Genomic DNA, 12,774 nt, shown 5'->3' with positions numbered 1-12,774 from the left:
CTAAGGGGATAAGATTTACTCGCCGCGGACGGCTGCGAAACCTGCTTCCAGATCAGCAATGATATCGTCGATGTGCTCAGTGCCGATGGACAGGCGGATGGTGTTCTGATAGATCTGCTGCTCGGCCAGCTCTTCGTCGTTCAGCTGGCTGTGGGTGGTGGAAGCCGGGTGGATGACCAGGCTCTTCACATCAGCAACGTTTGCCAGCAGGGAGAAGACCTTCAGGTTATCGATAAACTTGAATGCCTCCTTACGGCCGCCTTTGATGTTGAAGGTGAAGATGGATGCACCGCCGTTGGGGAAGTACTTCTCGTACAGGGCGTGATCCGGGTGATCCGGCAGGGAGGGGTGGTTGACCTTCTCCACCTGCGGGTGGTTTGCCAGAAACTCGACCACCTTCTTGGTGTTCTCCACATGGCGCTCGATGCGCAGGCTCAGGGTCTCGGTGCCCTGCAGCAGCAGGAAGGCGTTGAACGGCGAAATGGTGGCACCGGTATCACGCAGCAGGATCGCACGGATGTAGGTGACAAAAGCTGCGGGGCCTGCTGCATCGGCAAAGGAAACGCCGTGGTAGCTGGGGTTGGGGTCAGCAATATTGCCGAACTTGCCGCTTGCCTTCCAGTCAAACTTGCCGCTGTCCACGATGATGCCGCCCAGCGTGGTGCCGTGGCCGCCGATGAACTTGGTGGCGGAATGGACGACGATATCTGCGCCGTGCTCAATGGGACGGATCAGGTACGGGGTGCCGAAGGTGTTATCGATGACCAGCGGCAGGCCGTGCTTGTGCGCGATGGCTGCAATGGCATCGATATCGGGGATATCGCTGTTGGGGTTGCCCAGAGTTTCCAGATAGACGGCCTTGGTGTTGGGCTGGATGGCATTCTCCACCTCAGCCAGATCGTGTGCATTGACAAAGGTAGTGGTGACACCGAACTGGGTCAGGGTGTGCTCCAGCAGGTTGTAGCTGCCGCCGTAGATGGTCTTCTGAGCCACGATGTGGTCACCGGCCTGTGCCAGTGCTTCGATGGTGTAGGTGATGGCAGCAGCACCGGAAGCGGTAGCCAGAGCAGCCACGCCGCCTTCCAGAGCAGCGATGCGCTTCTCGAACACGTCCTGCGTAGAGTTGGTCAGACGGCCGTAGATGTTGCCTGCGTCTGCCAGGCCGAAGCGGTCTGCTGCGTGCTGGCTGTTGCGGAATACATAGGAAGTGGTCTGGTAGATAGGCACTGCACGGGAATCGGTTGCGGGATCGGCCTGCTCCTGGCCAACGTGAAGCTGCAGGGTCTCAAATTTATAGTCAGACATAGTATTTTACCTCTCTATTTGTACTTTTAGTATAATTTTATGATACAAAAAATCCCGATGCGTGATACAAAAGCGCACCGGGCAAACACAATTCAAAGCTATTCTGTCAACGTCACATTCGGGTACACATTCGTGCACAGCAAGAGGGCATCGTACAGTTCGCAGCCAGATGTTCTGCCCGGTCACCGTACATTCGCCCATAGCGGAAGTTTGCGTGCAGCAGGTCGTTCCAAATCAGCTTCATATCCGTGCCCTCCTTTCCCGTAAAACTCTTTCCCACTCATCTACAAACCGGCACCTCTATCTGCTCTGTACCGGGAAGCAAACCTTTGTTTTCTTTTTCCCACTAGGTTTGTGGATTTGTTGTTTGCATTATATTCTCTCTTACCCAGTTTGTCAATAGGTTAATTCCAGTTTTTTTCAAATTGAGTTTTCTGCACGATGCGAAGCCCGCATTTGCAGCATCCCGTTGTGCAGTTCCAACAGGAGTAACACTTCTGCTTCTTCGAAAATTTTTATTTTTCCATTGATAAAACCTTAAAATTTTATTGTTATACTAAAGCTGTTCCTTGCAAACGCCCTGCAAATCGTTTATTATGGTAGCGTTCTTTTTTATCATCAAAGGAGTTTTTTCGATGCTGCATCGTTTCTTTCATTTTTTAAAGCAGAGCCTGCTCGTTGTTCTTTGCATCCTGCTGCTTGGCGGGCTGCTGGCAGGCGGCTGGTTCTTTTATCAGGGCAGGCAGCTGTACCGCAGTGCCGCCAGCAGTTACCCAGTGGCTTCCATGTACGACACCATCTGTGCCCGTGGGAGCTATACTTCCTACGATGCGCTGCCGCAGATCTATATTAACGCAGTCATCTGCACCGAGGACGAGCATTTTATGACCCACAAGGGCATCGACCCGGGGGCCATTGCCCGCGCCCTGCTGGCCGACCTGCGCACCCACTCGCTGGCCGAGGGTGGCAGCACCCTGACCCAGCAGCTTGCCAAGAACGAGCTGTTCACGCAGGACAAGCATCTGGCCCGCAAGGCTGCCGAGATGCTTGCTGCTTTTGATCTTGAAAAGACCTACTCCAAGCAGCAGATCTTTGAGATGTACGCCAACACCATCTATTTTGGCAGCGGGTATTATGGCATTGCAGAAGCTGCCGAGGGCTACTTTGGCAAGGAACCCGCCCAGCTGACCGATGCCGAAGCGATCTATCTGGCGGGTATGCCCAACGCGCCTTCCACCTACGCCAGCAGCCCGGAGCTTGCCTTCAAGCGGATGCAGGTGGTGCTCAAGCGGATGGTCAAGTGCCGCGTGCTCACCCAGCAGCAGGCCGATGCCATTGCCGCAGATGCTGAAAACTTAACGGTTTAAACAAGACACCGCGCCCTGTCTGCTGCGGATCAGACAAGGCGCGGTGTTTTGTTTTGCGGTATTTGGTTTGGTAAAGGAGGAATCATGTTACCCGCTCAGGCGGTTGCGGCCCCGCCTGTCGGTAGCATTATCATACCAAAGAATTTCTGCGAAACCATGTTCTTTTTATGAAGATTTTGTAAATTCACTCCGGCGCTTTCATGCTTTCCACCATGCTGATATGCCGCACATGCCGTCGCATGGCAAAGCACACCACAAAGGTGAACAGCATCGTCAATGCCACTGCCAGCAGATAACTGTGGGGTGCAATGGTGCGAATAAACATCAGCTGATCCATTTCCACGGTCAGGACGATGAACCGGTGCAGCGGCACGCCCAGCAGCAGGCCCACGCCGGAGCCGATGAGGGACAAAAGCTCGATCTCGCGGAAGATGTAGCGGTACACTTCTTTGTCATAGAAGCCCAGCACCTTGATGGTGGCAAGCTCCTTTTTGCGCTCGGCAAGGTTGACGCTGATCAGGTTGTACAGCACCACCGCCGCCAGTGCCGCCGCGCACACGATGATCAGCACCACCACGTAGTTCAGGCTGCCGATCAGGCTGCCGAACATGGAGGTGGTGTCCTCGGTGAAGCTGACGCTGCTCACATAGTTGCAACCCAGCAGCTTTGTGCGCAGGGCGTTGTACTCCGCCTCGGTGGTACAGCCGGTCAGGCCGTACACAGTATTCCACTCCGGTGTGCCGCCCAGCAGGCTCTCCAGCTGTGCACCGGACAGATACAGCCGGGTGAACATGTAGTTCTCGGTAATGCCGGTCAGGGTCAGCGGCACGCGGCTTCCGTCTGCAGCCTCCACATAGAACGTATCGCCCACGCTCAGCTCCAGATTCAGGGCCGTTTTTTCGGTCAGGATCACGCTGTCCTCTTCAAAGGGAATGGGGTCGTGGCCCACCCGAGTGCGGAAGGTGAAGTATTCGGTCATCCGGGCATCGTCCTCCGCGCCTACGATGCTGACATCGGCGCTCCCGCCCTCTTCATTATAAAGGGTGGTGGACTTTGTGTAGAACGCGCCCCAGCTGCGGACCGCACTGCTGCTGTCCAGCGTGTCGGCAAGGCCCTGCTCCATGGTCAGCGCCTTTTCATCGCTGAGCGAGATGGTGAGATCGTTGTGGGTCAGCTGCCCGGACTGCTTGTCCACGATGGGCAGGATGGAATCCTGAATGCCAAAGCCGATCAGCAGCAGCGCCGTGCAGCCCGCCACGCCCAGCACGGTCATGAAGAAGCGCTTTTTGTAGCGGAACAGATTGCGGGCAGTGGTCTTTTGGGAGAAGCTCATGTGCTGCCACAGCGGGGTGATGTACTCCAAAAAGATGCGCTTGCCTGCCACCGGGGCCCGGGGCAGCAGCAAAGCTGCAGTCTTTTCCTTCAGGCTGGCACGGCAGGCGTTCCATGTAGCAAAACCGATGACGGCCGCGCTGATGGCCACACTGGCTGCCGCCATGCCGGGGTAAAAGTGCAGCGTAAAGGTGGACATGCTGAAGATCATCTGGTAGGCATACCAGATGATGAGCGGGAACACCACAAAACCGATGACCATGCCCACGATGCTGCCCAGCACGCTGGCGCTGAGGGCATAGAACAGATACTTGCCTGCGATCTTTGCGTTGGAGTAGCCCAGCGCTTTCAGGGTACCCAGCTGCAGGCGGTTCTCGTCCACCATGCGGGTCATAGTGGTGGTGGCCACCAGCGCCGCCACCAGGAAGAAGAACACCGGGAACACCCGTGCAATGGCATCCATGCGGTCGGCATATTGCTCAAAGGTGACAAAGCTCATGGTGGAGTCTCGGTCCAGCACATACCACTCACCGCTCTTGATCTGGCTCACCTGCTCCTCGGCATCGTTCAGCTGGGCAAGGCCGTCGGCCAGCTGCTGTTCGGCATCGGCCTTCCGGCTCTCGTACTCCGCGCGGGAATCGGCCAGCTGCTGCACGCCGTCCCTGTATTCCTGCCAGCCCTCGTCCAGCCGGGTGCGAGCCGCATCGAACTGGGTGTAGGCTGTGGCCGTGCCGGTGGTCAGCTGCAGCTGACCCTGCAGAAGCTTTACCTTCATCTGGCGCAGTGCTGCCTTTGCCTCAGTCACCAGCTGCTCGTTGGAAAGGCTGGGCGAAGAGATCAGCCCCTGTGCATACATCTGGCGCTTGCCCTCGTCCAGCTGGGCCTGATAGCCGTTCAGCTGGCCGCTGATGTTGTCGTAAGCATCCTGCGCCTTCTGCAGGGCATCCCGCAGCTCGGTGTACTCTTCATCGGCGGGTTCCGCTTCGTCCAGCGCTTTCTGTGCATTGTTCAGAGCCGTTTCGGCATAGCCCAGCAGCGGGTCGGCCACCTTTTTCAGGTTCACCAGCATCTCGATCTGTTGCAGCTGATCCTCAAATTCCAGCAGTTGTTCCTCGCCGCTCACCAGCTCGTCCGCACCGCCCTGCATGGTATCCGGCAGAGCCTTTTTGTTGGCGGCAAGCTCCGCTTCGCCCGCGTCCAGCTGGGCTTTGGCGCTGTCCAGCTGTGCCTGTGCATCGGCCAGCTGCTGTTCTGCCTCCGCAAACTGACGGTCTGCTTCGGCTTTTTTGTCGTTGTACTCGGCCCGGGCATCGGCCAGCTCTGCACTGGCATCCTCGATCAGCTCCGCCCGCCGGGCTGTGCACTGTGCCCCGCTGATGGCCTTTACCCTTGCGGCTGTGTCATCCACTGCTGCCTGATACTCGTCCGAGTAATTATCATACAGGCCGGCATTTTTTACCTTGAGATAGCACGCCGTATAATAATCCGTGGTCAGGCTGCCCTCCGGCAGGAACACAATATCATCCAGCTGGCCGTCACCGGCGGTGCTGCTCTCCTTGTCCGTGGAAAAATGCTGCGGGTCCTGCACGGTGCCCACTACCGTGAATTGCTTCCGGCTCACATATTCGGTGTCCTCCGGCAGAGTGAGCACCGTGCCCGGTTCCACCGGGTCGCCGTAGCCCATCACATGCACCACGCACTCATCCGGAGCCTCAGGCATCCGGCCCGAGAGCAGCACCAGACGGTTCATATTTTCTGCCGTGTCGGCCCCGGGGTCGGCGGGCAGCTGCTGCAGGCGCACCACCGCCGTCTCGCTCTGGCCCTGCCACTGGGCCTCCACGTCCTGATATTTTACCGCCTGTACGGCCTCCACGCCATCCACGGCGGCAAGGACGGCAATGTCCTTCTCCGAAAGGCCCAGTGTGGACAGCACCCGCAGGTCGAACACGTTCTGCTGCACGTAGTATTTCTGCCCGGCGATGCGCATGCTGGGCGCAAAACTCATCAGGCCGGTCAGCATCATCACGCCCAGCGCTACGATACCGAACAGCGAGACCATGCGGCTCAGGTTGTCCTTCATTTCCCGCAGGATGTTTTTACGATAACTTTTCAGCACAGCTCTCACCACTCAATCTCCTGCACCGGCACAGGGTGCTCGTTGACCTGATTGGAGACGATCTTACCGCTGCGCACCTGAATGATGCGGTCTGCCATCGCTGTCAGGGCGGTGTTGTGGGTAATAACGATCACCGTGCGGCCGGTGCGGCGGCAGGTATCCTGCAAAAGGGCCAGCACCTGCTTGCCGGTCTTGTAATCCAGTGCACCGGTGGGCTCGTCGCAGAGCAGCAGCTTGGGGTTTTTGGCCAGTGCGCGGGCAATGGACACCCGCTGCTGCTCGCCGCCGGAAAGCTGGGCCGGGAAGTTGTTCAGCCGCTCTCCCAGACCCACGCTGCGCAGGGTCTCTTTGGGGTCCAGCGGGTCGCGGCAGATCTCGCTGGCCAGCTCCACGTTCTCCAGTGCGGTCAGGTTCTGCACAAGGTTGTAGAACTGGAACACAAAGCCCACATCGTACCGGCGGTAGGTGGTCAGCTCTCTGGCGGTAAAATGGCTCACGTTCTGGCCGTCCAGCCAGACGTTGCCCTCGTCGCAGCTGTCCATACCGCCAAGGATGTTCAGCAGGGTGGTCTTGCCTGCGCCGGAGGGCCCCACGATGATGCAGAACTCGCCCTTATCCACATAGAAATTCAGGTGGTCTGCGGCGGCGATCTTCACACTGCCGGTCTGGTAGTATTTGCAAACGTCCTCAAACTCCACAAAATGCTCCATGGCGTTTTTTCCTTTCTATCGGGAATGCATACTGTTTCAATTTAACTATAACATCTCCCGGCAGACTTTGCAAAGACATCTGCGCAAATTTTCAAAAACTTAACAGAAAAGCGCAAAAAGGGCCGCTGCACATCTCTGCGTGCAGCAGCCCTTTCATCATTTGATCTCAGCGGTCAGCGCCCCACGATCAAATCGCGGCGGCAGCGCAGGCCCACGGTGAGGAAGGTGTTTTCGCCCAGTCGGCGCAGCACCACGCGGTCGGTGCCCTTCTGGCCCTCCACCAGCAGAGACAGGTTCAGGGTGGTGGATCCCTTCTCAGTCTGGACCACCAGCGTGCTCACGCCCTCGTTCAGCAGGGTCTGCATGTCCTGCACGGTGGTGCGGAAAGTAGCAGAACCGGCGGGCACATCCAGCGTCAGCACACTGTCCTTCTGGCGGGCAGTGTACAGCACTTCTCTGCCGAACAGGCCCTTGACGGTGTAACGGGCCTCGCTCTTTTTCGCCGCTGCATCTGCGGACGGGGCGGCCAGCTCATCGCCGGAGATCAGCATGATATTTCCCTGAATGGGGTTTCCCTCCGGTGCGCCGTAGCCGCCGTAGGTGGGGTCCTTTTCGCCGATCGCCACATCGGCGCTGTGCAGGGCGATATCCCCCTGCACCATCTGCTCCTGCGGGGGCAGATAGCCTGCGGCAGCAGGGTCGTTGATGTCTGCCTCTGCGGCAAATGCGCCCACGCTCAGCATGGCGGCAGCACCCAGCACTGCAGCGGTGGTGGTGACGGTACGGACAAATTTATGGTTCAGTTTCATTTGGAATACCTCCGTTGACGGCGGTTTTGCACCGCACATTTTTGTTTTGTGGAAAACCATGGTCTGCCATGCGGTGTAATACAAAACCGCCGCATCTGTCTTATAAACGGATGCGGCGGCGGGATTATTGCAGCAGGCTAAAAAAAATTTTTGGCAGCTCTGCCGCCGGGGTCACTGGGCCTGTGCCGGTTCCCGGTTCAGGATCTCCATGAACTCCTCGCCGGTGATAGTCTCTTTCTGGTACAAATACTGTGCCAGCTCATCCAGCTTGGCGCGGTTGTCGGTCAGGATGCGGACAGCCTTTTCGTGCTGGGCCCGGACCAGCTCCACCACCTTCTGGTCGATCTCGCGCTGGGTCTGCGCCGAGCAGGCCAGCGAGGTGTCACCGCCCAGATACTGGTTGTTCACGGTCTCCAGCGCCACCATGTCAAAGTCCTTGCTCATGCCGTAGCGGGTAAGCATGGCGCGGGCAAGCTTGGTGGCCTGCTCGATATCGTTGGAGGCACCGGTGGTGATGGATCGGAACACCACTTCCTCGGCGGCGCGTCCGCCGGTAAGGGTGGCGATCTTGTTTTCCAGCTCTTCCTTGCTCATCAGGTAGTGGTTGCCCTCGTCCACCTGCATGGTGTAACCCAGTGCGCCGGAGGTGCGGGGGATAATGGTGATCTTCTGCACAGGGGCAGAGTTGGATTGCTTGGCCGCCACCAGTGCATGGCCGATCTCGTGGTAGGCCACGATGCACTTTTCCTTGTCGGTGAGGATGGAGTTCTTCTTCTGGTAGCCTGCAATGACCACCTCGATGCTCTCCTCCAGATCGGCCTGCGTCACGCTCTTGCGGCCTGCACGCACAGCGCGCAGAGCTGCTTCGTTGACAATGTTGGCAAGTTCCGCACCGGATGCACCGGAAGCCATGCGGGCCACAGTGTTGAAGTCGATGCCCGGGGCCAGCGCCACCTTTTTGGCGTGCACTTTCAAAATCTCTTCGCGGCCCTTAAGGTCGGGCAGCTCCACCGGCACACGGCGGTCAAAACGTCCGGGACGGGTCAGCGCCGGGTCCAGCGAATCCGGGCGGTTGGTAGCCGCCAGAATGATGACGCCGGTGTTGCTCTCAAAGCCGTCCATCTCGGTGAGCAGCTGGTTCAAAGTCTGCTCACGCTCGTCGTTGCCGCCGAGATTGCCGCTGTTGCGCTTCTGACCGATGGCATCGATCTCATCGATGAACACGATGCAGGGGGCCTTTTCCTTGGCCTGCCGGAACAGGTCGCGCACCTTGGATGCGCCCATGCCCACGAACATCTCCACGAATTCAGAGCCGGAAATGGAGAAGAACGGCACGTTGGATTCGCCTGCCACGGCCTTAGCCAGCATGGTCTTGCCGGTGCCCGGAGGGCCCACCAGCAGAATGCCCTTGGGCATGGATGCGCCAATGCTCTCGTACTTGCCGGGGTCGTGCAGGTAATCCACGATCTCCTGCAGGTTTTCCTTAGCTTCATCCTCACCGGCAACATCCGCAAAGCGGATGCCGTGGGTGGACTGCACATAGACCTTGGCATTGGATTTGCCCACGCCGCCGAACATCATGGACCCCGGGCCGCCGCCGGCCTTTTCCATCAGCTTTTTGTTCATCTGGTTGCCGATGAAGCTGAACAGCAGGATGGGCAGCAGGAACCAGATCAGGAAATTGAGCATCGGCGACCCCTGCTCCACGATCTCGCTGGAAAACTGTGCTCCGGCATCATACAGGCGCTGGGTAAGCTCCGGGTCGTTCATCAGGCCGGTCTTGTAGACCTGCTTTTCCTCTTTATCGGTAAAAATGATCTGGTTGGATTCGATATCCACACGGCCGATGTTCTTTTCCTCGGTCATGGTCATAAAGGTACCGTAGTCCACTTCCTCCACCTGACGCTCGCTCATCCACGGCAGCAGCACAAGGTTGAGCAGCAGCAGGACCGCCAGCACAATGGCGTAGTAGATCGCCAGCGGCTTTTTGGAAGGTTTGACTTCTTTCATGGGGCAATTCCTCCTTTGGTTCCTGATGCAAGTAGTATAGCACAGTAAAACCGGGCGCAACAGCAATTCGAGCAGAACTTTCCAAAAACTTAGCAGTTTGTTAACAAAGGTTCCCTTTGCACACAAAAAGAGAGCAGCCGAAGCTGCTCTCTTTGGTTCAGCATGGGTTTACTGCTTGGGGAAAGCCCTTTCCCACACTTCAATGGTCTTGAACTTGGGCATCCAGCCTTCCGGCTTGAAGGTGCTCTCGCTCTTGGCATCCATGATGCCCTGTTCCACACACCACTGGGCTGCCTTGGCGGTGTCGGCATCTGCCACATCCGCAAAGGCCGGGGTGTTCACAGGTTCAGGTCTGCCTGCGGTGTTCCACACCAGCAGTGCCAGCTGGCCGCGGTTTGCGGGGATCTCTGCACCCTCGGGCAGGATGTTGTGCAGGATCACCCGGGTAGTGATCTCGTAGCCGCCCCAGACTGCTGCACCGCCCACCAGAACGGCTGCAACAGCGCCGCCTGCGCCGGAATCGCCGCCGGTAAAGTCGTCATCGCCGGGCACGACAGGAGGAGTGCCCACAGCGGTAATGGAGATGTACGAAGGTACAGGATTCGTCTCAGGATTCGTCTCAGTGTTCGGCACAGTGTAAGAAGTTGTACCTTCTTCGTCCGTATAAGCAACCGTTGCACTTTCAGCATTCTTGCCGGTCTTCACCTCATAACCCTTGGCAGGACTCTGAGTGTAGACCAGTTTGCTCTCCACTACAGCGCCAGTGCCCTTGTTTTCCAGCACCACATCACCAGAGCAGGTGATTTCAGCATCACCGCCAATGGTTGCTCCTTCGTCTCGCTTACCAGAAATGGTCACGTCTGTTGCGCCAGTGATCGTCAGCTTGCCATCATGGAGTGCCGCAGCATTCTTACTTGTGATCTTCACTTCACCACTGCAATTGATGGACGAATCGAGGTAACTGCGCGAATCCCAGACAGCGCGCTGGTTTGCAGTGATCGTCACATTAGCCGCCTTGGTGATCACGACCGGGTCCCAAACTGCACCGCCATTCTGGCTGGTGATCTCCACATTACCGCTGCACTCAATCTCGGCTCTGCCATAGATGGTATAGTTGTTTCCATCTTCATCGGTGCCTGTACGGCCCTCACCATGGATGGTCACATTCTGTGCGCTCTGAACATCGAGATTGCCGTGGTCACCATAACCCAGCACATTGCCAGAACCGGTATTATCCATCAGGATGTCACCGGCGCAGGTAATAGTAGCGTCCCCCGTGATAAGGGCGGTGGAGGATACTCCCGTTACCTTCACATCCTGTGCGCCGGTAACGGTCAGGCTGCCATTTACCACAGCACCGTTCGCATTGCTCAGTACCACATCCACCTTATCCTCGAGATCGTCAGTGATCTCGACCTTCATCTTGCCAAAGCTGCCGGTACCGGTCAGGGTGTGGGTATCCGGGTCATAGGTGAGCTTGTCGTTTCCGACTCCAAGAATGTGCCCGCAGTTTTCGCTGGTCACTTCAATGGGAGGATTATTGCCTATCGTGACTGTGATGCCGTAGTTGGTTGCTTGATCAGTGACCTTCTCCCATTTAGCGGTCAGGGTCGTGTTTTCGTTCACAGTAACAGTGATATTTTCGCTGGTCTCGCTGCTTCCCTCCCAGCCAGTGAATTTCCACCGAGAGACATTATCCGGCGCTTCGGCAACGACATACACCTTAGTGCCTTTGGCAACAGAATAAATACCAGCTTCGTTCTTGTCTGCTTCCACCGTATGGTTTTCGTCGGTATAAGCCTTGGCATTCGTCAGGGTAAGGGTGTGCTTGACAGTGGTATTTTCCGGCGTTCCGGTCTGGATGTTCAGATACTTTGCATCCACCGTTGCAGAGTAATTCGTATCCGTCAGCGCAGTCTGAGTATTGCTGCTTTCACTTTCACCAACTGCCACACGGTAAGCACTTGTGGTATCTGCGCCGGTGAACACGACCTTGCCCACAGTGCCGCCGTTATTCTTCATGGTCAGGGTCTTGGCTTTGATCATGGTCGAATCGTAGGTTGTTCCGTAGAGCCATGCCAATCCGTTGCTGCTGCTGCCTTCGATTTTAACGTCTCCGGCAGATTCAGCAACCCGGATGTAGCTTTCTGTGATTGCGCCGGACGGATTCGTCAGTGTAACATCGCCCTTGCTGTAAACAGAAAAATCACCCGAAATGATGAATCTGCTGTCATCGCCGGTCACTGTAACATTCTGTGCATTACCATATACCAGAACGCCTTCGGCTGTGCGGGTAGCACCGCCCGTGACCTTGCCGCTCGGGTTTTCAATCACCACATTACCATAGCAGTCAAGGCAGGCGTATCCCCTGATCGCCGCACTGCTGCTACTGTCTGTCACAATGGTAATGTTCTTGGCACCTCGGGTCTGAGACGGGAATCCGACCGTCAAAGCCGCACCTACTGCGTTATCGCCATTGCCGTCCAGCTTGATGCTGTCGGTTTTAGGGTCTGTACAGGTCAGATTGACAAACGGCTTCTCACTCTCGGGAAGTGACAGCGTTCCCGTAAAAACAAAGGTACTGGTTGCCGTATCGTACTTCACATCAATTCCTTCAAACGGCTTTTTGCCGTTTTCCCAGCTGACTCTTCCGTCTGCATAGTGGTTCAGCGTATACTTGACGGTCGCATAATTGTCGGAATCTCCGTCGCGGACGATCAGCAAACTTACAGGAGCCACCTGTGCCGCTCCGCTGATATCCTCCGCCGCCAGTGCGCTGAGGGGACTTGCCGCCTGCAGCAGCAGGCCAAGGCTCAACAGACCGGCAAGGAGTTTTCGGGTCCATCGTTTCATAAAATGAGTGCCTCCTCTCTTTCTTTGTCTGTATCATATCATGCTTGCCCCTCCCCCGGACGATCTCCGGCACGAATCGACCGAAAAATGCGTCGAATCGACCGGTGCACAATTTTGGAAAATTCTGCCCCTTATTTTGTGAAATTGTTTCATTTTGAGAATGAGTCAGATTGCTTGACACTGCCCGCGAATCATGCTAAAATTAGTCCACTTTGAAAAAAGCACAAATGCGTTGACGGGGAAAAAACGATTTTCTTCTGCGTACAGAGAGC

The 12,774-nt window shown here is 56.8% G+C and carries 8 protein-coding genes and 1 other annotated feature (1 of these 9 only partly in view); of the genes, 1 reads left to right on the top strand and 7 read right to left on the bottom strand.

Annotated features, from left to right (window positions below; all coding sequences use genetic code 11):
• Nucleotides 1-15 precede the first annotated feature (15 nt).
• Entirely contained in the window at nucleotides 16-1,305 is a 1,290-nt protein-coding gene (locus MTP41_RS10775) for an O-acetylhomoserine aminocarboxypropyltransferase/cysteine synthase family protein (RefSeq protein WP_249235504.1), read from the bottom strand.
• Nucleotides 1,306-1,417: 112 nt separating this feature from the next.
• Nucleotides 1,418-1,549 (bottom strand): hypothetical protein, encoded by a 132-nt coding sequence (locus MTP41_RS15590; RefSeq protein WP_256466444.1) that lies wholly within the window; start codon nucleotides 1,547-1,549, stop codon nucleotides 1,418-1,420.
• A 391-nt stretch (nucleotides 1,550-1,940) separates the two neighbouring features.
• Between MTP41_RS15590 and MTP41_RS10770 the strand changes: the two genes are divergently transcribed.
• Complete coding sequence (locus tag MTP41_RS10770; RefSeq protein ID WP_242960029.1) at nucleotides 1,941-2,672, top strand: biosynthetic peptidoglycan transglycosylase; 732 nt, start codon at nucleotides 1,941-1,943, stop codon at nucleotides 2,670-2,672.
• Between the two features lie 184 nt (nucleotides 2,673-2,856).
• Here MTP41_RS10770 and MTP41_RS10765 read toward each other — a convergent pair whose 3' ends face one another.
• The 5 genes from MTP41_RS10765 to MTP41_RS10745 all read right to left on the bottom strand — a co-directional run bounded on the left by MTP41_RS10765 (nucleotide 2,857) and on the right by MTP41_RS10745 (nucleotide 12,502).
• Nucleotides 2,857-6,129: an ABC transporter permease gene (locus MTP41_RS10765; RefSeq protein ID WP_249235503.1), complete on the bottom strand. Its 3,273-nt coding sequence runs from the start codon at nucleotides 6,127-6,129 to the stop codon at nucleotides 2,857-2,859.
• Complete coding sequence (locus MTP41_RS10760; RefSeq protein ID WP_005942271.1) at nucleotides 6,126-6,830, bottom strand: ABC transporter ATP-binding protein; 705 nt, start codon at nucleotides 6,828-6,830, stop codon at nucleotides 6,126-6,128. Before MTP41_RS10760 ends, MTP41_RS10765 begins: the two co-directional genes overlap by 4 nt.
• A gap of 173 nt (nucleotides 6,831-7,003) precedes the next feature.
• Nucleotides 7,004-7,639 carry a hypothetical protein gene (locus tag MTP41_RS10755; protein ID WP_044953740.1) on the bottom strand — a complete coding sequence of 212 codons (636 nt, stop codon included), beginning with the start codon at nucleotides 7,637-7,639 and terminating at the stop codon, nucleotides 7,004-7,006.
• A gap of 171 nt (nucleotides 7,640-7,810) precedes the next feature.
• Entirely contained in the window at nucleotides 7,811-9,649 is a 1,839-nt protein-coding gene (gene ftsH / locus MTP41_RS10750) for an ATP-dependent zinc metalloprotease FtsH (RefSeq protein WP_154255886.1), read from the bottom strand.
• Between the two features lie 168 nt (nucleotides 9,650-9,817).
• The gene (locus MTP41_RS10745; protein WP_249235502.1) at nucleotides 9,818-12,502 is read right to left on the bottom strand and encodes a hypothetical protein; all 2,685 of its coding nucleotides are present in this window, start codon (nucleotides 12,500-12,502) and stop codon (nucleotides 9,818-9,820) included.
• Nucleotides 12,503-12,725: 223 nt separating this feature from the next.
• Nucleotides 12,726-12,774 (top strand) — a binding site (T-box leader) (it continues 218 nt past the right edge of the window).

The organism is Faecalibacterium sp. I4-3-84, from assembly GCF_023347255.1.
Taxonomy (GTDB): Bacteria; Bacillota; Clostridia; order Oscillospirales; family Ruminococcaceae; genus Faecalibacterium; species Faecalibacterium taiwanense.
The sequence above is the reverse complement of the archived record's forward strand: the minus strand, read 5'-3'. Positions and strand labels throughout refer to the sequence as shown.